Source organism: Bradyrhizobium daqingense, from assembly GCF_021044685.1.
GTDB lineage: Bacteria > Pseudomonadota > Alphaproteobacteria > Rhizobiales > Xanthobacteraceae > Bradyrhizobium > Bradyrhizobium daqingense.
The window spans coordinates 4932038-4956177 of the sequence record NZ_CP088014.1 but is presented as its reverse complement, the minus strand read 5'-3'; the positions used below and the strand labels follow the sequence as shown (position 1 = coordinate 4956177).

Here is a 24140-nt window from a genome sequence, read left to right as displayed (position 1 = left end):
CGAGACAGATGCCGTCGATGTGCTAAGTCGTTTTCACGATTTGAAAGGGGACCGGCAGTGTCAGAGCTTTGCGATTCCAGCGCCGTTGAATTGCGCCGCCTGCTCGCCAGCCGGGCGATCTCGCCTGTCGAGCTGCTCGACGCCTGCCTGTCCCGCATCGCCACCATCAATCCCGCCGTCAACGCCGTCGTGACGCTGGACGAGCCGGGCGCGCACGCCGCCGCCAAGGAAGCCGAGGCGGCGATCCTGCGCGGCGAGGATCGCGGCGCCCTGCATGGGCTCCCGGTTCTCATCAAGGACACCCAGGACACCGCGGGGATGCGCTCCACCTATGGCAGCCCGCTGCTCAAGGATAACGTGCCGGCCGCCGACCAGGGCTCGGTGGCGCGGCTCCGGGCGGCCGGCGCCATCATCTTCGGCAAGACCAACACGCCGGAATGGGCGGCGGGCGGCAACACCCGCAACCCCGTGTTCGGCGCGACCGGCAATCCCTTCGATCCCATGCGCTCGGCGGCCGGCTCCTCCGGTGGTTCGGCCGTGGCGCTCGCCTGCGGCATGGCTCCGCTCGCCTCCGGCTCGGACACCGGCGGCTCCCTGCGCAATCCGGCAGGCTTCGCCGGTATCGTCGGCATGCGCCCGTCCTATGGCCTGGTACCGAGCGAAAAGCGCATCTTCGGCTGGTCGAACCTGTCGACCGACGGACCGATGGCGCGCAACGTCGCCGACACCGCGCTGATGCTGTCGGTGATGGCGAGCGACGATACGCGCGATCCGCTCGCCTATACGTTGCCGGGTGAGGCCTTGCGCGGCCGCGCCGAGCGCTGGGCCGCGCCGCGACCCGCCGAGCTCGGCAAGCTGCGCCTCGCCTTCACCGAGGATTTCGGCTTCGCGCCGACCGAGCAGGCCATTCGCCGCGTGTTCCGCGATCGCGTCGCGCGGCTTGCGCCGCTGTTCGCCGCATCCCGCGAGGCGACGCCGGACTGCTCCGGCGCCGACGATGCGTTCGCCGTGCTGCGTGCGGGCATGTTCCTCGCGACGCACGGCAAGAACTATAAAGAACGTCCCGAGCTGCTCGGTCCCAATGTCCGCGCCAATGTCGAGGAAGGGCTCGGCTACACGCTCGAGGACCATGCCCGCGCCGCAACGATACAGACGCGGATCTATCGCGCCTGGCAGGGCTTCTTCGACACCTGCGAGGTGCTGATCAGCCCGACCATCACGCTGAGCCCGCGCCCCTGGTCGGAGCTCTATCCCGCCGAGATCGACGGCGTGCCGACAAAGTCGTACTTCCACTGGCTCGCGCTCGCTTATGCGGTCACCCTGCCCGGCCATCCCGCCATCAGCATTCCGCTCGGCCTCGACGAAGCCGGCCTGCCCTTCGGCCTCCAGATCGTCGGCCCGCGCGGCGGCGACGCGATCGTGCTCTCGGTGGCCGCCAGCATCGAGGCGGCGTTCACAAGCGATGCACAGCTGTGCCGGCCCGTGCCCGACCTGGCGCGGCTCGCCGCAGCGCCGCCTCTATCGTCCGCTCCCGGCTTCCTCGTTTGGGAATGACCCGGTCCGACAGGAGATTCTGCCAATGCAAAGCGTGATCGTTCTCGGCGGCGGCATGATCGGCGTCAGCGCGGCGCTGCACCTGCGCAAGCGCGGCTGGTCCGTCACGCTCGTCGACCGCAGGGAGCCCGGCCGCGAGACCAGCTACGGCAATGCCGGCATGATCCAGGCGGAAGCGGTCCGTCCCTATCCGATGCCGCGCGACCTCGCCACGCTCCTGAAGATCGCGACCGGTCGCACCAACGACGTGCGCTACAGCCTGTCGTCGCTTCATCGCCACATCGAGCCCTTGCTGCGCTATTGGTGGCATTCGGCGCCGAGGCGGCATCGCGAGGCGAGCGAGGCGTGGGCGCGGCTGATCGCCTACGCGACGGCGGAGCACGACGTCCTCATTCGCGAAGCCCATGCCGACAATCTGATCCGCCGCGCCGGATACCGGCACCTGCATCGCGACGCTGCCTCTCTCGAACTCGCCATCAAGGCGGCGGAACAAGACCAGCGTGAGTTCGGCGTGAAGTTTCGCGCGCTCACGGGGGCCGAGCTCGCCAAGGCCGAGCCGATCCTGCGCGACGACCTTCCCGGGGCGATCCATTGGCTCGACACCTGGACCGTGTCCGATCCCGGCGCGCTGGTCACGGCTTATGCCGAGCTGTTCGAGCGCCTCGGCGGCACCATCGTCCTCGGCGATGCGCAGAGCCTGCGGCAGACCGCGACCGGCTGGTCGGTCGATACGGACCAGGGGCGCCTCGATGCGCCCCACGCCGTCGTGACGCTCGGGCCGTGGTCGCCCGATCTGCTGCACAGGTTCGGCTACCGCATTCCGCTGGTGCGCAAGCGCGGCTACCACATGCATTACAGCGGCGGCGCCTCGCTCGACCTGCCTCTCGTCGACAAGGGCGGCGGCTACGCCATGGGTCCGATGGCCAAGGGCATCCGCATCACCACCGGCGCGGAATTGACCGGCATGGACGCGCTGGCGACGCCGGTGCAGCTCGCCAGCGCCGAAGCCTCCGCGCGCGAACTGATCGATCTCGGCAAGCGGGTCGAGCCCGACCCGTGGTTCGGCACCCGCCCCTGCACGCCCGACATGCTGCCGGTGCTCGGCCAGGCTCCGCGACATCAGGGCCTTTGGATGAATTTCGGCCACGGCCACCAGGGCTTTACCCTGGGACCCGCGACCGGACGCCTGCTCGCCGAGATCATGAGCGGCGAGCTGCCGGCGATCGATCCGGCACCGTACAGGCCGGAGCGGTTTTAGCTCTCGGCCTGCGCTATTGCTCGAGATGACGCCGAACACGGCATGGGCGGCGTCGTCGATGAAGCTGCGGATGGTTTGGCCGCGCGCTCGCCGAGGCTCATCAGCGCGAAGCCGAACAGCACCGAGAACAGCAGCACCTGCAGGATCTCGCCAAGATCAACTTGGCCGGCCCTGTCAATTCAAGCTGCTGGTTGTGTCGCCTCTATCCGCGGCGATCGACGATCCGCCGCGCAGCCGGCATCAACGCCGCGCCAAGCGCGTTCTTGACCAGCGAGCCCGCGATGAACGGCACAATGCCGACCTGCCAGGCCTTCGCGGCACCGAAACCAACGCCAAAGGCCAACCAGCCGAAGCCGGCAGCGAGAATGACGACATGGCCGGCGGCCATCGCTGCAAACAGCAGCACCACGCTGCGATCCCAGCCGCGCTCGGCGAGCCAACCGGTCACGAAGGCTGCCGCAACGAAGCCGAACAGATAGCCCGCGGTCGGCCCGACCAGCGGTGCGATCCCACCCACCGGGCCGGCAAACACCGGAAGCCCGAGCGCACCCTCGACGAGGTAAGCGATCATGGTTGCGCCGCCAAGGCGCCAGCCATAAGCGGCGCCGATCATCAGCACGACGAGCGTTTGCAACGTCATGGGCACGTAAGGCAGGGGCAGATTCACCTTGGCCGATAGCGTCATCAGAGCCGTGCCGAGTGCGATCAGCACGATCGCGCGCAACGCACCAACGGTTTCGCCCGGTCGGGTCGGCCACATCAAGGCAACAAGAGATGAATGCGAAGCGGCGGCAGACGGGGCAGATCGGTCGGACAAGTTGAACTCCGGAAGGCTGTCGAAAACTGCCGGCTATTTAAGCCAGTGAGCGATCCGGTCAACTGCCTCCCGCATCTCTTCAGGCGAACGTGCGTAGGAAAATCGGACGAACGAACGTCCATGGATCGGGTCGAAATCGAGGCCGGGCGTCGCCGCAACATGGGCCTCTTCCAGCATCTGCTTGGCGAATTCGAAACTGTCGGAGGTGAAGTCCGAGACGTCGGCATAGAGATAGAATGCACCATCGGCCGGCAGGAACTTGCTGAGCCCCGCTTTCGGCAATCCCTCGATCAAAATGCGCCGGTTTTCCTGATAGCCGTGCTTGATCTCCTCCATCTCGGCAGCGCCGTCGAAGGCCGCCTCTGCCGCGATCTGCGACAGTGACGGCACCGAGATCGAGAGGTTCTGCTGCAGCCGCTCGATCGGCCGCACCAGGATCTCAGGCACGACCATCCAGCCGACGCGCCAGCCCGTCATGCAAAAATATTTCGAGAACGAGTTGATCACGAGTGCGTGGTCCGACAGCGACGCCGCTGTCACCGCGGGAAACGCGTAGTCGAGCCCGTGATAGATCTCGTCGGAGATGAAGCGGATGCCGGCGTCCTCCGCCGCGGTGATGAGTCCCGCGAGCGCCTCGCGGGACATCATGGTCCCCGTGGGATTGGCGGGGCTGCCGACCAGCACGCCCTTCAGCGGCGCCTTGCGATGGGCTGCGAGCAGCGCCTCGCCGGTGAGCGCATGGCGAGTCTCGTTCGTGGTCTCGATCAGCACCGGCTCGCAGCCGAGCGCGGTGAGGATATGGCGGTATGGCGGGTAGCCCGGCACGGTTACGGCGACGCGATCGCCTGGCTCGAACATCGACAGGAAGGCCAGGATGAATCCGCCGGAGGACCCGGTGGTCACCACGATCCGCTCGGGATTGACCTCGCAGCCATGGACCTCGCGATAATGCCGGCCGATGCGCTGGCGCAGCGAGGGGATGCCTAGCGCCGAGGTATAATCGATCCGCCCCGCCTCGAGCGCCGCATGGGCGGCCGCGATCGCGGTCCTGGGCGCGCCGGCCGCGGGCTGGCCGACCTCCATGTGGATGACATGGCCGCCGGCGGCCTCGATTCGGGCCGCCGCGGCCATCACGTCCATCACCATGAACGGGGGAACATCGCTGCGGCGGGAAGGCTCGAGCCACTTCCACAACCGGTTCCTCAATGTCGCATCGTGCATCGATTTCTGCTATTTCGCTGGCGAACCGGTCCGTCCGGTCCGGAAAACGGGGCTCTTGCGCCCCAGACTAGCCGCATTGTACGGCTCATAAGGGGGACGGCGCAGAGGGGCTCACAAGGGCATATCGCGTAACCGGTCCGCCGCCAATCGCCAAAACCAATCACGAAAACTGCTCGACCAAGACCGTTTGACCCAGACCGTTTGATGTTGCTCCAGACCGCATTGCGCAGGAAGGCCTCTGCCCTCACCGCCCTCGTCACGGCTGCGGCGATCGCGCTGACGCCGTTCTCTGCCGTGCGCGCGCAAGCCAAGGGGCCGCCGGTCCTGCGCGACACCGAAACCGAGCAGCTGCTGCGCGACTATACCCGCCCCATCCTGCGGGTCGCCGGACTGGAAAAACAGAATATCCAGATGGTGATCATCAACGACGGCTCGTTCAACGCGTTCGTCGCGGATGGCCGCCGCATCTTCGTCAATTGGGGCGCGCTCCTGCAGTCTGAGACGCCGAACCAGATCATTGGCGTGCTCGCGCACGAGACCGGGCATCTGGCGGGCGGCCATCTGTCCAAGCTGCGCGAGCAGCTCGCCACCGCCCAGACCCAGATGATCATCGCGATGCTGCTCGGCGCGGGCGCGATCGCAGCCGGCAGCACCCAGCGCAGCAGCGCCGGCAACAACGGCCTTGCCAATGCCGGCGCGGCCGCGCTCTCGGCTCCGCAGGAAGTGATCCGCCGTACCCTGCTGTCCTATCAGCGCCAACAGGAGGAGAACGCCGACCGTGCCGGCGTGAAATTCCTGACCGCGACGGCACAGTCGCCCAAGGGCATGTACGAGACCTTCAAGCGCTTCACCAGCGAGAGCCTGTTCGCTGCGCGCGGCGCCGATCCCTACCTCCAGTCCCACCCGATGCCGGCCGAGCGCGTCGCCGCGCTCCAGGAATTCGCGAGCTCCAGTCCCTATTGGGACAAGAAGGACGATCCCGCGCTGCAGCTCCGCCACGACATGGTGCGCGCCAAGATCTCCGCCTTCATGGAGCGGCCGCAGACGGTGTATCGCCGCTATCCCCAGACCAACGACAGCATGCCGGCACGCTATGCTCGCGCCATCAGCACCTATCTGCATGGAGATTTGCGCAGCGCCCTCGCCCAGATCGACGCGCTGATCCAGGTGCAGCCGAACAACCCGTACTTCTACGAGGTGCGCGGGCAGGCCTTGCTGGAGAGCGGCAAGGCCGCCGAGGCCATAGCGCCCCTGCGCAAGGCGGCGCAGCTGTCGAACAATGCCCCCCTCATCGAGATGTTACTTGGGCAGGCTCTGGTTGGAACCGATAATAAGGCCTACACCGACGACGCCGTTCGGATTCTGCGCGCCGCGGTGGCACGAGAGCCCGAGGCCGTGCTCGGCTATACCCAGCTCGCGATGGCCTATGGCCGGAAGGGAGATTATGCCGAGGCGGATCTCGCGTCGGCGCAGGCCGCCTATCTGCGCGGCGACAACAAGACCGCCCGCGAGCTCGCCACGCGCGCGAAAACCCGTTTCGCCGTCGGCACGCCCGGATGGGTCAAGGCCGACGACATCGTGGCATCCAAGCCGCCACGCAACTGACGCAACGCATACGACACCCGACACCCGACACCATGACGTCACGACATCGAGCTTGAGTCCGGGACGTTTCATCGAAACCTGCTTTGGATAGAGGATTTGCCCATGCCTTCGCTGCGCCTGCTTGCTCCCGTGCTGTTCGCGCTCGCCATGTTCGGCGCGTCCGCGCCTGCGTCGGCTGACAGCTTCTCCGATGCGCAGCGCACCGATATCGAGAAGATCATCAAGAACTATATCGTCAGCCATCCCGAGGTGCTCGAGGAAGCGATGGCCGAGCTCAGCAAGCGCCAGGCGGCGGCGGAAGCACAGAAACATGAGGCGAGCGTCGCGCAGAATGCCGATGCGATCTTCAACTCGCCGCGTCAGGTCGTGCTCGGCAACCGAGACGGCGACGTCACTTTCGTCGAGTTCTTCGACTACAATTGCGGCTACTGCAAACGCGCCATGGGCGACATGCTCGACATCATGAAGAGCGATCCGAAGCTGAAGGTCGTGCTGAAGGAATTTCCGGTGCTGAGCCAGGGCTCGGTCGAAGCGGCCCAGGTCGGGGTCGCCGTACGCATGCAGGATCCGTCCGGCAAGAAATATCTCGACTTCCACCAGAAGCTGCTCAACGGTCGCGGCGCTGCGGACAAGGCGCGCGCGCTTCAGGCGGCCAAGGAGGCCGGCCTCGACACCGCCAGGATCGAGAAGGACATCGCCAGCCCGGAGGTGCGCGCCACCATCGAGGAGAACTTCAAGCTCGCCGAAGCGATGGGCATGAACGGCACGCCGAGCTACGTGATCGGCAAGCAGATCGTGATCGGCGCCGTCGGCGTCGAAGCCCTCAAGGAAAAGATCAGCATCGCCCGCTGCGGCAAAGCTACCTGCTGACCACGTTTACGACACGGAGAGTGCAAAAAGGCCGGCTGAAAAGCCGGCCTTTTATCTTGCCACGAACATTTGGCGTCTTCGTGCAAAGTCGTTCATCTGGCGTTCAACAAACAAAAGCCGCGGAACAGGCGAAGTTCCGGAACAACTGAAATCTCCTTTCGTTGTTGGCGCGGGCAATGACGCGAAACACGTGAGGAGAATTTCGATGTTGAACCGCTTTATGATCTCGGTCGCCGCAATCGCACTGGTCGCAGGCACCGGTCTGGCGAACGCACAGGGCACGGGCCGCGACAGCGGCGGCGCCGGTGGCGCACAGATGCAGAACTCGCAGCCCTCCGGCGGCGGCGCTGAACGCGGCTCGATGGGCCGCGATTCGATGAGCCAGGATAAGGGCACGGTCGGCCAGTCCGGCGGCGCCAACCGCGCCTCCGAAGACAAGTCCGGCGCGATGAAGGACGAGCGGCCTTCGGGCGGCGCGATGAACAAGAACGCGGCCGAGGACAAGGCCGGCGCTACCAAGGGTCAGCGTACTGACGACCGCGCGCAGGGCCAGATGGACAAATCCCAGCAGGACAAGTCCAAGAGCATGAGCCAGGACACCAGCAAGGACTCGACGAAGTCCGGCAAGGACCAGAAGGACATGAAGGCTGAGGGCAGCAAGAGCGGCACCTCGACCAACAATGCCGAGACCCAGAAGGGTACCGGCACGAGCACCAACCAGAATGCTCAGGGCCAGACCGGCACGAGCACCAACCAGAACGCGCAGGGCCAGAGCTCGACCTCGACCACGGTCGGCCAGGCTGGCGCAGCTGCGAAGCTCTCGACCGAGCAGCGCACGCAGATCACGTCCGTGATCCGCGAAGAGCGCGTGCAGCCCGTGACCAACGTCAACTTCTCGATCTCGGTCGGCACCCGCGTGCCGCGCGAGGGCGTCACCTTCCATCCGTTGCCGTCCCGCGTCGTGACGATCTATCCGGAGTGGCGGAGCTACAAGTACATCCTGGTCAGGGAAGAGATCGTTATCATCAATCCTGACACCTACGAGATCGTGGCGGTCCTGAACGTCTAAGGCCGGTTACGGTTGACCTCTTGGGGGCGGGCAGCGATGCCCGCCCCATTTGCGTTCGGCCGGCAGCCATGCTTTGGGCTGGTTAACAAGCAATTTCCGTAGCTTCCGCACAGGTTTTTGCGCACTGGATGAGGCACTTGAAGCCCCTGGGGAGGTCCTTCAAGGCTTCCCCTCACGCGGTTTGTTACCTATAACCGCCGCCACGCCGAAGCACCTCTTCCGGGATTGGAATGGCCGAACCTGCAACCGACACGATCCTCGTCCTGAACGGGCCGAACCTCAACATGCTGGGGACGCGCGAGCCCGAGAAATACGGCCATGCGACGCTGGCCGACGTCGAGGCGCTATGCCGCGAGAGCGCGGCGACCTTCGGCCTCAAGGCCGACTGCCGGCAGTCCAACCGCGAAGGCGAGCTGATCGATTTCATCCATGAGGCGCATGCGCGCAAGATGAAAGGCATCATCATCAATGCCGGCGGCTATTCCCACACCTCGATCGCACTCCATGACGCGCTGCTCGCGGTGCAGATTCCCACCGTCGAAGTGCACGTGACCAACATCCACGCCCGCGAGAGCTTCCGTCATCACTCCTACACCGCGCGCGCGGCCTTCGCCTCGCTGTGCGGCTTCGGCATCGAGGGCTACCGCCTCGCCATCCAGGGCCTTGCCGCCAAGCTCGGCATCAAGCCCAAAGCCTGACGCTCCCCTCCAACAGAACATTCGGATCAAACAATATGGCGCGCCAGCCAGACGACAAAGCAGCCGCAAAGTTCTCCAGCGAGGATTCCGCGCTCGTCCGCGAGCTCGCACTTCTGCTCGACGAGACCAGCCTCACCGAGATCGAGATCGAACGGGCGGGCCTGCGCCTGCGCGTCGCCCGCAACATCAGCGTTGCCGCGACCATGCCGATGCCGATGGCGGCCGCTCCCGCCGCCTTGCCCGTAGCAGCAAGCCCCACCGCGCCCGCAGCGGCTGCGGCCGATCTGTCGAAGCATCCCGGCGCCGTGACCTCGCCGATGGTCGGCACCGCCTATTGGGCGCCGGAGCCGGGCGCAAAACCGTTCATCGACGTCGGAGCCAAGGTCTCGGTCGGCCAGACCCTGCTGATCATCGAGGCGATGAAGACGATGAACCAGATCCCGTCGCCCCGCGCCGGCACGGTGACGCAGATCCTGGTCGAGGACGGCCAGCCGGTCGAGTACGGCGAGCCGCTGGTGATTATTGAGTAAGCGAATGGGGAATAGCGAATAGCGAATGGTCCACCCCTTCCCTACTCGCCATTCGCCACTCGCCATGCGCGACAGGACACCATGTTCGACAAGATCCTCATAGCCAATCGCGGCGAGATCGCCCTTCGCATCCTCCGGGCCTGCAAGGAGCTCGGGATCGCGACCGTCGCCGTGCACTCCACCGCCGACGCCGATGCCATGCATGTGCGTCTGTCGGACGAGAGCGTCTGCATCGGGCCGCCGCCCTCGAAGGACAGCTATCTCAACGTGCCCGCGCTGCTCGCGGCCTGCGAGATCACGGGCGCGGATGCGGTCCATCCCGGCTACGGCTTCCTGTCCGAAAACGCCCGCTTTGCGGAGATTCTCGGGGAGCACAATCTGCATTTCATCGGCCCCAAGGCCGAGCACATCCGCCTGATGGGCGACAAGATCGAGGCCAAGAAGACCGCCAAGCGCCTTGGTATCCCCGTCGTGCCCGGCTCCGACGGCGCCGTCGGCCCCGATGACGACGCGATGACGATCGCGAGGAAGATCGGCTTCCCCGTGCTGGTCAAGGCTGCGGCCGGCGGCGGTGGCCGTGGCATGAAGGTCGCCCGCAGCGAGGCCGACCTGCAGGTGGCGCTGTCGACGGCGGCCAACGAAGCCAAATCCGCCTTCGGCGATGCCTCGGTCTACCTCGAAAAATACCTGCAGAAGCCGCGCCACATCGAGATCCAGATCCTCGGCGACGGCCGCGGCGGCGCCATCCATCTCGGCGAGCGCGACTGCTCGCTGCAACGCCGCCACCAGAAGGTCTGGGAAGAAGGCCCCTCGCCCGTGCTTGCCGCCGCCGCGCGCGCGAGGATCGGCGAGACCTGCGCCAAGGCGATGCGCGAGATGAAATATCTCGGCGTCGGCACCATCGAGTTCCTGTTCGAGGACGGCGAGTTCTACTTCATCGAGATGAACACGCGCATCCAGGTCGAGCATCCCGTCACCGAGAGCATCACCGACATCGACCTCGTGCTGGAGCAGATCCGCATCGCCGCCGGCGGCGATCTGCCGGCGAAACAGGAAGAAGTTCAGATCATCGGCCACGCCATCGAGTGCCGTATCAACGCCGAGAATCCGCAAACCTTCCGGCCCTCGCCGGGTCGCATCACGCAATATCATCCGCCCGGCGGCCTCGGCGTCCGCATCGATTCCGCGGTCTATCAGGGCTACACGATCCCGCCCTATTACGACTCGCTGGTCGGTAAGCTGATCGTCCACGGCAAGACCCGGGCCGAGTGCCTGATGCGGCTGCGCCGGGCGCTGGACGAGATGGTGGTAGACGGCATCGAGACCACGCTGCCGCTGTTCCGCGACCTAGTCCGGCAGGACGACATCATCAACGGCGACTATCACATCCACTGGCTGGAACAGTATCTGGCCGGCAAGGCGGAACCCGCCCCGAGATAATCTGCTTCCCGTGGAACCCTTCGGCTTCGATCGCGTTCTGGACGGTTGGGGCCAGTTCCAAGGGGGCGTTGAATTCCGCTGAACGTAGACAGGTTCGTCGTGACGGCTGAAGGCCATCGGCGGCGCAAATTCTGGCAAATCCTGCTGCTTTCAGCGGGCCTCTTGGTGCTGACGGTGATCAGCGCCGGCTCCGTCTACCTCGTCAACAAAGCGCGGGAGGACAACAAATGGGTGGTTCACACCATCGAGGTGGAGAACCAGATCCACGCCCTGCTCCTCGAAGTTCGCCGCGCGGAAAGCTCCGCGCGCGGTTATCTCCTGACGCAGGGAGCGGATTTCAAGACCGATCATGAGAAGGCCGTGACAGCCATCATCCCGGCACTTGATCGGCTGACGCGTCTTTCCGGCGACAATCCGGGGCAGCGTGCAAAGATCGAAAAGCTGAGCGCCTCGATCGAGACCCGGCTCGGTCAGTTTGCGCAGGAAATGGATTTCATCAGCAAGGGTGAGCCGCAAAGGGCCGCAGCGCTTGTCCGCGAGATCGCCTCCACTGACGCTACCGCCGCGATCGCCAAAGTCGCGACCGAAATGCTCCAGGAGGAGGAGCGCCTATTCCGCCTACGCACGGCCAATGCCGACCGCAGCCAGACCTTCGCCGCCTCGATGACGGGCATCGGCTCCGGCCTCGTCGTGGTGTTGGCGCTGATCTCGATCTGGCTGGTGCGGCGCTCGGCCCGCGCCCGCGACGAGGCCGAAACTCGCCTGCGCGAAGCCTATGCCAACCTCGAGTCCGTCGTCGATGAGCGCACGGCGGACCTGCGCGAGGCCAATGACGAGATCCAGCGCTTTGCCTATATCGTCAGCCACGATCTGCGCTCGCCGCTCGTCAACATCATGGGTTTCACCAGCGAGCTCGATGAGCTCGGCAGCGATATCTTTCGCCGCATCGGCGGCCTCGCCCATGTGCCTGCAGACGGTGCGCCGCTCGCGCCCGCAGGGCCCGGCGAGATTGCGCTCGAAGGCCCGGACAAGCAGCTCTCGGAGGACTTCTCCGAAGCGCTTGGCTTCATCAAATCATCCATCGCCAAGATGGATCGGTTGATCTCGGCCATCCTCAACCTCACCCGCGAGGGCCGCCGCGAATTCCAGCCGGTGAAGATCGACACGACCGAGCTGATCGAGGCGATCGTGTCGACGGTGGCGCACCAGGCCGCCGAGGCGCAGGCCGAGATCCACCTCGAACCCCTGCCGAACCTCGTGAGCGACCGCCTCGCCCTCGAGCAAATCTTCTCCAACCTGATCGACAACGCGATCAAGTATTTGAAGAGCGGCGTGCCCGGCGAGATCAGAATCCGCGGGCGCACCAAGCTTGGTTATGCCATCTTCGAGATCAGCGACAATGGCCGCGGCATCGACCCGAAGGACCACCAGCGGATATTCGACCTGTTCCGCCGCGCGGGAACCCAGGACAAGCCCGGCCAGGGCATCGGTCTTGCGCATGTTCGTGCACTTGTGCGTCGCCTCGGCGGCACCATGTCGGTATCATCGGAACTGAACGCAGGCAGCACCTTCACCATCACGCTGCCGATCGCCTGGAACGCGAGTAACCGGAATAGAGAGCGATGACCCAGCCTGTCACCATCATCATGATCGAGGACGACGAGGGCCACGCCCGCCTGATCGAGCGCAACATCCGGCGGTCCGGCGTCAACAACGAGATCGTCTCCTTCAAGAACGGCACCGATGCGATGACGCACCTGTTCGGGACCGACGGCTCGGGGCTCGTACAGAAGGGCAATGCGCTCCTGATCCTGCTCGACCTCAACCTCCCCGACATGACCGGGATCGACATCCTGAAGCAGATCAAGGAGAATAAATATCTGAAGGCCTCGCCCGTGGTGGTTCTGACCACCACCGACGATTCCCAGGAAATCAAGCGCTGCTACGAGCTCGGCTGCAACGTCTACATCACCAAGCCGGTCAATTACGAGAATTTCGCCAATGCCATCCGGCAGCTCGGCCTGTTCTTCTCCGTCATCCAGGTCCCGCCCGCCGCCCCATGAACCAGCACATCCCGACACTGCTCTACATCGACGACGACAACGCGCTCGCGCGCCTGGTCGATCGCGGCCTGACGCGGCGCGGCTACCGGGTCGTTCATGCCGCGAGCGGCGAGGAAGGTCTCGAGCGCATCCGCCGCGCCGGCGCCGAGGGCGGCATCGATGTCGTGGCGCTCGACCAGTACATGCCGGGCCTCGACGGGCTGGAGACGCTCGAGCAGATCATGGCGATCCCGGAGGCGCCGCCGGTCGTGTTCGTCACGGCGTCGCAGGATTCCAGCATCGCGGTCACCGCGCTGAAGGCCGGCGCGGCCGATTATCTGGTCAAGGACGTCCAGGGCGATTTCATCCCGCTGCTCCACGTCGCCGCCGAAGGCGCGCTGCGTCAGGCCGAGTTGCAGCGGGCGCGCGAGGAAGCCGAAGCCGAGATCCACGCCTCGCGCGACCGCTACGCGGCGCTTGCCGCCGAGCGCGAGCTCCTGCTGCGCGAGGTCAACCATCGCGTCGGCAATTCGCTCCAGATCATCGCCTCGCTGCTGCACCTTCAGGCGAGCTCGGCCGCGCAGGACGAGGTTAAGGCAGCGCTGACCAATGCGATGGGCCGCGTCGCTGCGGTCGCGCAGGTGCACCGCCGGCTCTATACCTCGCAGGACCTGAAGAGCGTGGTCCTGAACCAATATCTGGACTCTTTGCTCGAGGATCTCCGCCGCTCGGCCGAAGGCAACCGGATGTCGCGCCTGACGCTGAAGGCGGAGCCGATCGAGATCGATCCGGACCGCGCCGTTGCCGTCGGCATCATCGTCAACGAGCTGGTGATGAACGCGGTGAAATACGCCTATCCCGACGGCGCCGGCCCGATCCATGTCGAGCTGATCTCGCGGGGCGACGATCTCCTGCTGTCGATCAGCGACGATGGCGTCGGCGATAACGTCAAGGCCGATCCGCGCTCCACCGGCATGGGCCAGCGTATCGTCGCGGCCATGGCTTCCAAGCTCGACGCCTCCGTCGAGCGCGATCCCGCCCATAGCGGAACCCGCATCGTGCTGAAGTTCCAGCGCGAGCCGCCGGCGCCCGGCAAGAGCAACCACGCGGCCGCGGGCTAACGCCGTCTCCGCCGCACCACCCATCGCAACGGCCTCGCGATCCTGCTATGGTCGCATGTCATGAATTCGCGCGACTCTGCCTCGTCTGAAATCACGCCGGCCGTGCTACTGCGCGCCTATGCCTGCGGCATCTTTCCGATGGCGGAGAGCGCCGACGATCCGACCCTGTTCTGGGTCGAGCCGGAGCTGCGCGGCGTCATCCCGCTCGACGGCTTTCGCGTCGCCTCGCGGCTCGCGCGCACGGTGCGCTCGGATACCTTCCGCGTCACCGTCAACCAAGCGTTCAAGGCGACGATCGCTGGCTGCGCCATGCCGCAGGAAGGCCGCGAGGACACCTGGATCAACAAGCGCATCCGCGACCTCTATGGCGGCCTGTTCGAGCTCGGCCATTGCCACAGCGTCGAGGCCTGGCAGGGTGACGATCTCGTCGGCGGGCTCTACGGCGTGAGCCTCGGGCGCGCCTTCTTCGGCGAGAGCATGTTCCACACCGCGCGCGATGCCTCGAAGGTCGCGCTGGTGCATCTGGTCGCGCGGCTCATTGAGGGCGGCTTCGAGCTGCTCGACACGCAATATGTCACCGAGCATCTGAAGAGTTTTGGCGCGGTCGAGATTTCCCGGCGGCGCTACACGGCGCTGCTCGACAAGGCCCTCGCCGGCGAGCCCGGCGATTTCCTGAGGCTCTCCGCTGGCGAAGCGATCCCGGGGGCGCGCGCGCTCGAGATCATCGCTTCGCGGCAATGATCGCTGGCTTCACCGGCTGAAGCCGGGGAAATTGAACAGGCCCGGCTGCTGCTGTGGCGGCGGCGGTGGAGGAGCCGGTTGCTGCTGCGGCGGTGGCGGCAAGGGTTGCGGCGGGCGCTGCTGCGTGGCCTGCTTGGGCGCGGCCTTTTTCTGCGCGGGCGGCGGCGGGGCCGGCTTGGCCGCGGGATCCGGCGCTGCGGTCGCAACGGTCTGCTGCGGCTCTTTGCAGTCGGTGAGCCAGATGTCGTAGATCGGATGCTCGACGCCGTGCAGGCCGGGGCTCGCGGCATACATCCAGCCCGAGAAGATGCGCTTCACCTCGCCCTGCAAGGTAATCTCGTCGACCTCGACGAAAGCGTCGGTATTGGCGGCCTCCGTGGCCGGCCGCGTATAGCAGGCGTTGGTCTTGACCCTGAGCGCGCCGAACTGGACGGTCTCGCCGATCTCCTCGTCGAAATTGATGATGCGCCCGGTGATCTTGTCGAGGCCTGAGAAGGTCGCCTTCTTGTTCACGATCTTCTGGGCCGGCGGCTCGGTCACGACCTCGTCGCCCGGCTGCAGGCTCGCGGGCGCCTGCGGCACCGCGCCTTTCTGCTGGGGCTGGCGCTGACCCGGCGCGCCTTGCGGAGGCGGCGGGATTGCGGCCGAGGGCGGCTGGTTCGGCGGCGCGACGCTCGACCCCGGCGGCGGCGCCAACGGCTGGCTCTCGACCGGCCCCGGCATCACGTTACCCTGGCGGCCCTGAGGCGGCGGCATCGGACGCGACGGCAGCACACGGCCCTGCGGCGGCAGCTCCGGCACCTCTTCGTCGTCCTCGGGCATCTGCTGCGGCTGCGGCTGACCACGCGGAATGTTTCCGGGCGGCCGCAGCGGCGGCGGATCGGAGAAGATCGTGCCGATCTGCGCCCGGGCCGGCGTCGCAACCGTCAGCGCGGTGGCGGCCAGCAATGCCGCAAGGCCTGTCAGGGAAAAGGTTTTGAGCATCTCGCGCGGCTTCAACAGCGAATCGGGCTCGTTGGACATTCTATAGAGGATACCGCCGCTCGCAGGCCCTCCGGTTAACACGCCGAATACGGCGGGGGAAGGGCGGCATCCCTGCCCCGCCCGGCCCCGGCTGGCCATACCGGCGCCCGGATGGGATAGTCGCAAAGCCCCTCCCGGCACCGAGACGGGCCCGCCCGCAAACGACGTTCCGAACCAGCCTGGAAACCCAGAGGCCGCCCCCCATGCCCGTTGTGCTCGATCCCGATGCCGCTGCCGTCTACAAGGCTTTCCAGGAGGCCGGCCGCCCCGCCTACGAGACCCTGACCGCACCGGAGGCGCGCGCCTATTATTCGCAGGCGCGCTTCGCCACCAATCCTGATGCGCCGGAACTCGCCCGCGTCGAAGAGCTCGCCATCCCGGCGCCGCACGGGAAAATCCCCGCCCGCCTCTACATTCCCAGGCAGCCGCGCCGGCACGACGGCCTGTCGCCGGCGCTGGTGTTCTTCCATGGCGGCGGCTGGGTGATCGGCGATCTCGACACCCACGACGTCGTCTGCCGCCAGCTCGCGGTCGAAGGCGCGCTGATCGTGATCTCGGTCGACTACCGTCTCGCGCCCGAGCACAAATTTCCCGCCGCGACCGAGGACGCCATCGCCGCGACCAAATGGATCGCTGCGAACGCGCGCGAGCTCGGCATCGACGCCGCGCGTCTTGCGATCGGCGGCGACAGTGCCGGCGGCAATCTCGCCGCGGTCGTAGCCCTTGCCGCGCGCGACGCCGGCGGCCCCGCCATCGCGGGCCAGCTGTTGATCTATCCCGCCACCGATTTCGCCATGACGCACGGCTCGCATCGCGAGCCTGAGACCAGCGTGCTCTTGACCCATTCCGTGATCCGCTGGTTCCGCGACCATTATCTCAATGGCGCTGACGCCATCCACGACTGGCGCGCCTCGCCAGCACGCGCGACCAGCCTTCTCGGATTGCCGCCCGCTTATGTCCTGACGGCCGGCGCCGATCCGCTGCGCGACGAAGGCAACGAATATGCCGCGCGCTTGAAGCAGGCCGGCGTGCCCGTGACGACCAGGCACTATCCCGGCCAATTCCATGGCTTCTTCACGATGGGCAAGCTGTTGCAACAGGCCAATGTCGCGGTGGGCGAAATCGGCGCGTGGTTGAAGGGGCTGGGCTGAGACGCCGCGGCGCATGCCTTCCGCACTTCAAATCGTCGCCCTCCCCCTGCGCGGACTGACATGGCTCGGCGGTCAGGGCACCCGCGCGGTGGCGGCCATCGCCTTCGTCGCGGTCGCGATGCCGCCGCTCGGCGCGCTGCTGCGCCCCTATGTCACCGAGGCGATCTTCCTTCTGCTCTGCATCTCCTTCATGCGCGTCGATCTCGTGGCGCTTTACGGGCACCTGCGCCGGCCGGGGCTGATCGCGGCCGCCACGGCCTGGACCACGATCGGCGTGCCGCTGATCGTCGCCCTCGCCGCCTACGCGACGGGGCTGACCACGAGCTCACCGGGCCTTGCGCTTGCGCTGATGCTCCAGGGCGTGGCCTCGCCGATGATGGCCGCACCGGCCCTTGCCGCGTTGATGGGCCTCGATGCAACGCTCGTGCTGGTCACGCTGGTGACCTCGACCGCGCTCGTACCATTCACGGCCTCGCTGTTCGCGAGCCTGTTTCTCGGCGGCATGCTCAGCATCTCGCCGGCCACGCTCGGCCTCAAGCTACTCGGCATCCTCGCCGCGTCGCTGCTGACCGCGACCATCATCCGCCGCATGTTCGGCACTGAGGCGATTCAACGCCACAAGCAGCCGATCGACGGCCTCAACATCATCATCCTTCTGGTGTTCGCCTCCGCGGTGATGGGCGACGTCGCAACCGACTTCATCGCCAATCCGCTGTTCATGATCGTAGTCGCCTTGCTCGCCTTTGCGGTCTACTTCACCCTGCTCGCGGTCACGACGCTGATCTTCCTCCGCGTCGGCACCGAGCGCGCCCTCGCGCTCGGCCTGATGGTGTCACAGCGCAATCTGGGCCTGATGCTGGCGGCAACCGCCGGCGCGTTGCCGCAGGCAACCTGGTCCTATTTCGCGCTGACGCAGTTCCCGATTCACCTCGCGCCATATCTGCTGATGCCGATCGCGCGGCGACTGACGGCGCTGACCGCCAATTTCGTGTCTGCCCCGCCTAAAGAGGGAAGAGTGCCCCAGGGCGCATCCGAGGTGCAACAACATGACGCGCCTCCCCGAACTGGTTGCCGCTAAGATCAACCAGCATATCCTCGTAATCATGACCGAGGCGATGCCGCTCTGAGATCCTGAGCTTCGTGAGTGCGATCTCGAAGCTGCCATCGGTGCGCTGGTGCGTCCGGCCGCTTCAAGGTCGGTCTGGATCCGAGAGCAGCGGGCAGCCGCCGAATAGACCACAGTTCTCGGCGCAGCAACCTATCGGCGTTCGCGGCTAGAGGAGGTGAGCATGGCTCTCATATGGCTAGGTGTGCTCCTTGTTTTTGTCGGCGTACTCCAATTGGCGTTCCAGCCCATCTGGCGAAGCCGATTCAGCGGTGGAAGGTGGCTTCGCTCCGGGCGTGACACTCTGGAGCCTGAAAGGCCAGCTAGCGGCTTCGACATCAAATCGAACTGGCCTGGACTTGTGATGGTCGCGCTCGGGGGCGCTTTCTTGCTGGCCGGAGCTGCCATCTGACTGAAACGCATGTCTCGGGCGTTGCCCGTTATCTGCCGCGCGCTCCCTTTGCCTGCTGCGCCGATTTGTCTGCTGCGCCCAATGTGCCAGAGCCATGTCTCTTCCAGTGGCAACGCGGCTTGCTCTCGCTCTCGCGCTGCGGATTGACGAGCACACGCCCTACCCCGCCCCCGCCCGCGCCGCGCGCCGTAGCGCCTGCGGTGGCTGGCCAAAGGCGCGGATGAAGGCGCGCCGCATTCGCTCGGGATCGCCGAAGCCCGTCACTTCCGCAACGCGCTCGATTGCCTCGCGCGAGGACTGCACACGCTCGCGCGCGACTTCGATCCGCAGGCGCTCGATGGCCTTCGACGGCGTCGTGCCGGTCTCGGCGGCGAAGGCGCGGGCAAAGTGCCGGGCGCTCATGCCGGCGCGATCGGCGAGGTCCTCGACCGTCAGAGGCGCATCGAGGTTTTCGCGCGCCCAGGACAACAGCGCGCCGAACCGCCCGTTCGGCGTCTTCAACTCCAGCAGCGATGAGAATTGCGACTGGCCGCCGCTGCGGCGGTGATAGAGCACGAGATGGCGCGCGGCTGCCCGCGCGATCTCCTCGCCATGGTCCTCGGTGACCATCGCGAGCGCGAGATCGATGCCAGCCGTGATGCCCGCCGAGGTCCAGACATTGCCGTCGCGGGTGAAGATCTGGTCCGGCTCGAACTTGACCTTCGGATAGCGCGCGACGAAATCGCGCGTGCGGCCCCAATGCGTGGTGGCGCGGCGACCGTCGAGCAGGCCGGCTTCAGCCAGCACATAGGCGCCCGAGCAGACGCTCGCGACCCGCACGCCCCGCTTTGCCAGCCGCTGCACCAAGGCGCGCGTGACTTCGCAGCGCGCCGCATCCACGACCCCCGCACCGCCGGCCACGACCAGCGTCGTGATCGCGTTCGCCGACTTGAAATCGCGCGCCATCATCTCGACCCCGGACGAGCTGCGTACCAGTCCCGCCTTCGCCGCAAGCACGCGGATGTTGGGCGGTTTGCCGAGGCAGCGCGCGGCGACCTCGAACGCCGAGATCGGCCCCGCCGCGTCGAGCAATTGGAAGTCCGGGAAGATCAGGATGCCGATCATTGACCGAGTCCGAAAGTGAGTGATGTCCGAAAATGAGGGAATTGCGCCATTTCGGACAGGAGGCCACCATGCCATCCTGCTCCCGTCAAGATCAATCTCGGAGGCCTCCATGTCGTCACCGCTTCAGATCGGAATCCTGGTGTTTCCGCGCGTCACCCAGCTCGACTTCACGGGCCCCCTGCAAGTGTTCGCCATGCTTCCGGGCGCGAAGCTGCACCTGATCTGGAAGCGGATCGAGCCGGTGCCGAGCGATTCCGTGATGACGCTGACGCCGACCACGACCTTTGCGGATTGCCCTGAGCTCGACGTGATCTGCGTGCCCGGCGGCCAAGGCACCAACGATCTGCTCAACGACGCGGAGGTGCTCGACTTCCTGCGCAGGCAAGCCGAAGGCGCCAGATATGTCACGTCGGTCTGCACGGGATCGCTGGCGCTCGGCGCCGCGGGCCTGCTCAAGGGCTACCGCGCTGCCACCCACTGGAGCGCGATGGAGATGCTCGCCCAGTTCGGCGCGACGCCGACCAAGACGCGCGTCTGCGTCGACCGCAACCGCATCACTGGCGGCGGCGTCACCGCCGGCATCGACTTCGCGCTGACGCTGGTGTCGATCTTGGTCGATCGCACCACGGCGGAAGCGATCCAGCTCCAGATAGAGTACAATCCCGCCCCGCCGTTCAATTCGGGCTCGCCCGACACGGCGCCAGGGGAGGTGTTGGCCCTGCTGAAGGAGCGCGGCGCGCAGAACCACGCCCGCCGGCTCGAGGCGGTGAAGCGCGCGGCCGAAAGGGTGATGTAGCGCGCCACTCCTCTCGTGTCCCGGACGCGCCGCAGCGCGTAGCGCTGCCGCGCAGAGCCGGGACCCAGGAAGCCAAACGGGTCGCTGCGAATTTTTGGGCCCCGGCTCTGCAGCGCACCGTCGAAGAGACGCTGCGCCGCGCCCGGGGCACGCGACCTTGCCAAAGAAAAAGGCCGCCCGGTTTCCCAAGCGGCCTTTCCTGTCTTACGGCAGCTGCACATTCCATCGGGCGATTTCGGAGCTTCCAGACCGGGGGCCTATCTCCCGATCGAGTCCTTCCTCGGCAGCCGCTGCATTTCGGGACAGTCGCGAACTGTTGCCCGAACCGAACGCGATGGTCTCCCATCTCCGTAAGATGGGATGATTGAGCCCGATCGCTCCTGTAAGCGCAACGGCTGCGCAGGCGGCATCCCCGCTGTTCCCGTTCTCCACAGCGCTACGAGACGCATGCGCGCGCATCCAGTGCCGCGACGACGATTCGCGTCCGGGCAGCGCTTAGCTGGCGGGCGTCCAGGGCTGATAGTCGCCGGTCGCCTTCGGCCGCCGGCCACTGGCGAGCGTCGAGCCGGAGGGACGGTAGGCCTTTGCCGTGCCGGTGAGATTCGGCTGGTGCGGCTTTTCCCACTCGCGCGGCTGGTAGTTGGCCTCGGTCGGCGGCACATCGACGACGTGGTGGATCCAGCCGTGCCAGGACGGCGGAATGCGGCTCGCCTCGGCATAGCCGTTATAGACAACCCAGCGCCGCTCGAAGCCGAGCGTCGGATCGATCGCCCCGCCGCGGGTGCGATAATAGAGATTGCCCTGCTCGTCCTGACCAACCAGCTCCCCGTACCGCCTGGTCCAGAGTTGGGTGCCAAACGTCTGGCCATTCCACCAGGTGAAGAACTTGAGGAAGAATTGTTTCATGCGGCACGGGCCCTGCTTCGTGGGGTCCTGATGCCATCCGGAGGCCGAAATGTCCAGTTCGGCGGGGGCGACCGTCCCCTCCGCAAATGCGGTGCCCGGGACGGGCGCTGCCGCAAATCGGACGCGATCCGTTCATGCGGGGTCCAGCGGTCGGATGGGGATTTTTCCTGTCCGCACGCAAACCGGCGTGATCCAGGAACCACCGCCTTTTCTCAGGGTTGGCTTGCGGGAAAAGGAGTTTGATCATGAACAATCTAAAAGTTTTGAGTGCCGCCGCGGCCGTGGCGCTGGTTCTTCCGCTGGCGAGCCCGAGCTTTGCTCAGAATCGTCCTGCGCTGGGCGGAGGCGCCCATGCAGGTGGTGGCGGTGGCGGTGCTAGCTTCGGCGGAGGCGGCGCCCGCATGGGCGGCGGCGGCTTCGGTGGCGGAGCAGGAATGGGCGGCGGCGCCGCATTCCGTGGAGGCGGTGGCAATTTCGGAGGCGGCGCAGCGGTTCGTCCGAGCGGCGGTGGTTTTGCAGCCGGTGCCGCGGTCCGTCCGAGCGGCGGTGGTTTCGCAGCCGGCGCCGCGGTCCGTCCGAGCGGCGGCGGATTCGCAGCCGCCGCGGTCCGTCCGGGCGGCGGCAGTTTCGCAGCACGCCCGACCGGTGGCAGTTTCGTAGCCGGAGCAGCGGCGGCTCGTCCCGCCCTTTCGCCGTCCGTCGGCGGTCCTCGCGATGTCGCAACCGCGGGCAGCTGGCAGGGCGGACGCAACTGGAGCGGCCGCCATTGGCATCACCATCGTCGCGGCGGCTTCTGGCCCGGTTTCGCAACGGGTGTGGCGTTCGGCGGCCTCGGCTCGTACGCCTATTACGGCGGCGGCTACGGCTATGGCGGCTATTATGACGATCCCTACTACTACGGCAGCTACTATGATGAGCCGTCGGTGGCGGTGGTGCAGGACGGCGGCGGTGACTCCGCCTATTGCGCGCAGCGCTACAAGTCCTACGACCCGGCCTCGGGCACCTATCTTGGCTACGACGGCAAGCGTCACCCTTGCCCGTAACGCGGTCTAAAGGATCGACACAAACAATTCGTGAGCGGCGCCGGTGACTCCCGGCGCCGCTCACGCGTTTTGGCGAACCGCGTGCATTTCGAACCCCACGAGTTCGTTCGAGGTCCTGCAATCCGGGTGCCAAAAAAGACCATCGACGCATGGTCCCGGCCTTGTGATGCATTAGTCTCGCGGATTCATGTCTCCGATCCGAACGCTGCCGAGGGCGGCGATGAGCCCAGCGAGTTCGGCTTGGCGTCCGGTCGCCGTCTTCGCGAAGACGCGGCGCAGATGAGTCTTGATGGTGTTAGGCGAGCATCCGAGCGACTGCGCGGTCTCAATGGTCGTGTTGCCGGCCGACGAGGCGAGCGCGACTCGCGCCTCGGCGTGGGTCAGACCGTAGGCATCCATGATCTGCTCGAGCGGGATCGATCGCCGGTTGGCGGGATCGACGACGAACAGCAGCACCGCCGCATCCTTAACGCCGGCATCTGAGAGCCGCCCCAGATCCTTGCTTCGGATCGAGGAGACCAGGATGGTCAGAAGCCGGCCGTCAAGATGACGCGGCAGGCTCATCGTACCGCCGGCACCTCCCTGCAGCGCGCCGCGGATCAACTCGATGAGTCGCTGCGAATGCGCTGGCGAATGAGTCGTGACCGACTGATGCAGCCCCAACGATCCCTCGTCCGCCATCTGCCGCACCGCTGCATTGGCGAACAGAACCCGCGCCTTGCGATCGAGGACGACGACGCCGTCCGCGAGCCGGTCCAGGACGTCGAATGCCGCTTGCTGCATGGCGAGGTAGCCGTCGATCCGAAACCCGAGCGTCACCGACCGGCACAGGTGCGGCGACAGCCATTCCAGAATTCGTTGCTGATCGGGAGCGAACGGCCCCCGCTGCGCGCTGCGGCACATGTTGAAGGCCGCGCGAAAATCGCGGCGCGCCGCGAGCGCTATCATTCCGTTGTGAGCAATCTGCTGCGGCTGCAGCACCTCTTCGTAGAACAGGGACTTCCGAAGGCTGGCCAACGGAACTGCTTCGTCAGACGGCACCAGTCGTCCGACCGGCTGCGTCTCCATGTATTGCGACCACGGGTTCTGCATATGCCGCTCCTGATAAGTGCGGTTGCATGCCTCGTCCAAGCGGCCGTTGAAATCAAAATAGACCCGCTTCGCGGTGAGAGACTGGCCGAACAGGATACCCCCTTCGCTCTGGGTGAGATCCGCGATCGCCGTCAGCGCCTGCCGCCATAAGGCGTTTTCTGCCGCGGCGTCGTAGATCAGGTCGAGGACCTTTTCGATCTTGTCGTCGGACAAATTCATCCTGTTCCTCCGCTCAAGGCCGTCGGCAGCCGGCCGGGCGGCAACCTAAGGAGGTAACATGATGATACGACGACTAGCGGCAAGCCGCCTCACCCGATCGGGTGACCACGCCCGATCTCAGTCAATATCCGTTTTCAATCTCCCATAATACACGTCGTCGGCCATCTGAAATACAACCTTTGAGCGACGACCTGATCAGCGCGGCGAAAATGATGAAATCGAATGCGCGCCCAGCGCCGTTGGATTGGCTGTCTCGCTGCGCTGGTTCTGGCACGCGTGCGGAGACGTGCGCATCCGCATCGCAAGTCTGGTCATCGTAGATC

At 66.0% G+C, this 24140-nt stretch carries 22 protein-coding genes and 1 pseudogene; 16 read left to right on the top strand and 7 right to left on the bottom strand.

What is annotated here, in order from left to right; genetic code table 11:
- Window positions 1–57: 57 nt before the first annotated feature.
- Both LPJ38_RS23415 and LPJ38_RS23410 read left to right on the top strand, forming a co-directional pair.
- Entirely contained in the window at window positions 58–1554 is a 1497-nt protein-coding gene (locus LPJ38_RS23415; RefSeq protein WP_145631383.1) for an amidase, read from the top strand.
- 25 nt (window positions 1555–1579) lie between these two features.
- Complete coding sequence (locus LPJ38_RS23410) at window positions 1580–2812, top strand: NAD(P)/FAD-dependent oxidoreductase (protein ID WP_145631386.1); 1233 nt, start codon at window positions 1580–1582, stop codon at window positions 2810–2812.
- A gap of 21 nt (window positions 2813–2833) precedes the next feature.
- Here the strand turns inward: LPJ38_RS23410 and LPJ38_RS23405 are convergent.
- The 3 genes and pseudogenes from LPJ38_RS23405 to LPJ38_RS23395 all read right to left on the bottom strand — a co-directional run.
- Window positions 2834–2964 (bottom strand): annotated as a pseudogene (locus LPJ38_RS23405) (cation:dicarboxylate symporter family transporter); the annotation flags it as partial.
- Between the two features lie 50 nt (window positions 2965–3014).
- Window positions 3015–3572, bottom strand: coding sequence for a biotin transporter BioY (locus tag LPJ38_RS23400; RefSeq protein ID WP_145631389.1), 558 nt, complete (start codon window positions 3570–3572; stop codon window positions 3015–3017).
- 90 nt (window positions 3573–3662) lie between these two features.
- Window positions 3663–4850 (bottom strand): pyridoxal phosphate-dependent aminotransferase, encoded by a 1188-nt coding sequence (locus LPJ38_RS23395; protein WP_145631392.1) that lies wholly within the window; start codon window positions 4848–4850, stop codon window positions 3663–3665.
- A 204-nt stretch (window positions 4851–5054) separates the two neighbouring features.
- Here LPJ38_RS23395 and LPJ38_RS23390 point away from each other — a divergent pair, with 204 nt between their 5' ends.
- The 10 genes from LPJ38_RS23390 (at window position 5055) to aat (ending at window position 14966) form a co-directional block, all read left to right on the top strand.
- A complete protein-coding gene (locus LPJ38_RS23390) occupies window positions 5055–6455 on the top strand; it encodes a M48 family metalloprotease (RefSeq protein WP_145631395.1) in 1401 nt (466 codons plus the stop codon).
- Between the two features lie 102 nt (window positions 6456–6557).
- Window positions 6558–7325 carry a DsbA family protein gene (locus tag LPJ38_RS23385; RefSeq protein WP_145631400.1) on the top strand — a complete coding sequence of 256 codons (768 nt, stop codon included), beginning with the start codon at window positions 6558–6560 and terminating at the stop codon, window positions 7323–7325.
- Window positions 7326–7530: 205 nt separating this feature from the next.
- Window positions 7531–8394, top strand: a complete 864-nt coding sequence (locus tag LPJ38_RS23380) for a DUF1236 domain-containing protein (protein WP_145631403.1) — start codon at window positions 7531–7533, stop codon at window positions 8392–8394.
- 230 nt (window positions 8395–8624) lie between these two features.
- A complete protein-coding gene (aroQ, locus tag LPJ38_RS23375) occupies window positions 8625–9092 on the top strand; it encodes a type II 3-dehydroquinate dehydratase (protein ID WP_145631405.1) in 468 nt (155 codons plus the stop codon).
- 35 nt (window positions 9093–9127) lie between these two features.
- Window positions 9128–9622 (top strand): acetyl-CoA carboxylase biotin carboxyl carrier protein, encoded by a 495-nt coding sequence (gene accB, locus LPJ38_RS23370; protein WP_145631408.1) that lies wholly within the window; start codon window positions 9128–9130, stop codon window positions 9620–9622.
- A gap of 81 nt (window positions 9623–9703) precedes the next feature.
- Entirely contained in the window at window positions 9704–11062 is a 1359-nt protein-coding gene (accC, locus tag LPJ38_RS23365; RefSeq protein WP_145631412.1) for an acetyl-CoA carboxylase biotin carboxylase subunit, read from the top strand.
- 99 nt (window positions 11063–11161) lie between these two features.
- Window positions 11162–12688, top strand: coding sequence for a sensor histidine kinase (locus LPJ38_RS23360; protein ID WP_145631415.1), 1527 nt, complete (start codon window positions 11162–11164; stop codon window positions 12686–12688).
- On the top strand, window positions 12685–13125 hold the full coding sequence (locus LPJ38_RS23355; RefSeq protein WP_145631418.1) for a response regulator: 441 nt from the start codon (window positions 12685–12687) through the stop codon (window positions 13123–13125). Before LPJ38_RS23360 ends, LPJ38_RS23355 begins: the two co-directional genes overlap by 4 nt.
- Complete coding sequence (locus LPJ38_RS23350) at window positions 13122–14225, top strand: sensor histidine kinase (RefSeq protein WP_145631421.1); 1104 nt, start codon at window positions 13122–13124, stop codon at window positions 14223–14225. The genes LPJ38_RS23355 and LPJ38_RS23350 overlap by 4 nt, the downstream gene beginning before the upstream one ends.
- 60 nt (window positions 14226–14285) lie before the next feature.
- On the top strand, window positions 14286–14966 hold the full coding sequence (gene aat, locus LPJ38_RS23345; protein WP_145631424.1) for a leucyl/phenylalanyl-tRNA--protein transferase: 681 nt from the start codon (window positions 14286–14288) through the stop codon (window positions 14964–14966).
- 9 nt (window positions 14967–14975) lie between these two features.
- On the opposite strand, the gene LPJ38_RS23340 is transcribed toward aat, so the two are convergent.
- Entirely contained in the window at window positions 14976–15989 is a 1014-nt protein-coding gene (locus tag LPJ38_RS23340) for a DUF2155 domain-containing protein (RefSeq protein ID WP_167520410.1), read from the bottom strand.
- A gap of 203 nt (window positions 15990–16192) precedes the next feature.
- On the opposite strand from LPJ38_RS23340, the gene LPJ38_RS23335 reads away from it, so the two are divergent.
- Complete coding sequence (locus LPJ38_RS23335) at window positions 16193–17140, top strand: alpha/beta hydrolase (protein WP_145631430.1); 948 nt, start codon at window positions 16193–16195, stop codon at window positions 17138–17140.
- Between the two features lie 13 nt (window positions 17141–17153).
- A complete protein-coding gene (locus LPJ38_RS23330) occupies window positions 17154–18218 on the top strand; it encodes a Na+-dependent transporter (protein WP_145631433.1) in 1065 nt (354 codons plus the stop codon).
- 598 nt (window positions 18219–18816) lie between these two features.
- Here the strand turns inward: LPJ38_RS23330 and LPJ38_RS23325 are convergent.
- Window positions 18817–19761, bottom strand: a complete 945-nt coding sequence (locus tag LPJ38_RS23325) for a GlxA family transcriptional regulator (RefSeq protein ID WP_145631439.1) — start codon at window positions 19759–19761, stop codon at window positions 18817–18819.
- A 109-nt stretch (window positions 19762–19870) separates the two neighbouring features.
- Between LPJ38_RS23325 and LPJ38_RS23320 the strand changes: the two genes are divergently transcribed.
- A complete protein-coding gene (locus tag LPJ38_RS23320; protein ID WP_145631442.1) occupies window positions 19871–20557 on the top strand; it encodes a DJ-1/PfpI family protein in 687 nt (228 codons plus the stop codon).
- A 495-nt stretch (window positions 20558–21052) separates the two neighbouring features.
- Here the strand turns inward: LPJ38_RS23320 and LPJ38_RS23315 are convergent, their stop codons facing one another.
- Window positions 21053–21463 (bottom strand): NADH:ubiquinone oxidoreductase subunit NDUFA12, encoded by a 411-nt coding sequence (locus LPJ38_RS23315; protein WP_145631445.1) that lies wholly within the window; start codon window positions 21461–21463, stop codon window positions 21053–21055.
- Between the two features lie 245 nt (window positions 21464–21708).
- Here LPJ38_RS23315 and LPJ38_RS23310 point away from each other — a divergent pair, with 245 nt between their 5' ends.
- On the top strand, window positions 21709–22506 hold the full coding sequence (locus tag LPJ38_RS23310; RefSeq protein WP_145631448.1) for a BA14K family protein: 798 nt from the start codon (window positions 21709–21711) through the stop codon (window positions 22504–22506).
- A gap of 171 nt (window positions 22507–22677) precedes the next feature.
- Here LPJ38_RS23310 and LPJ38_RS23305 read toward each other — a convergent pair whose 3' ends face one another.
- Window positions 22678–23817, bottom strand: a complete 1140-nt coding sequence (locus tag LPJ38_RS23305) for a helix-turn-helix transcriptional regulator (protein WP_145631452.1) — start codon at window positions 23815–23817, stop codon at window positions 22678–22680.
- Window positions 23818–24140 lie beyond the last annotated feature (323 nt).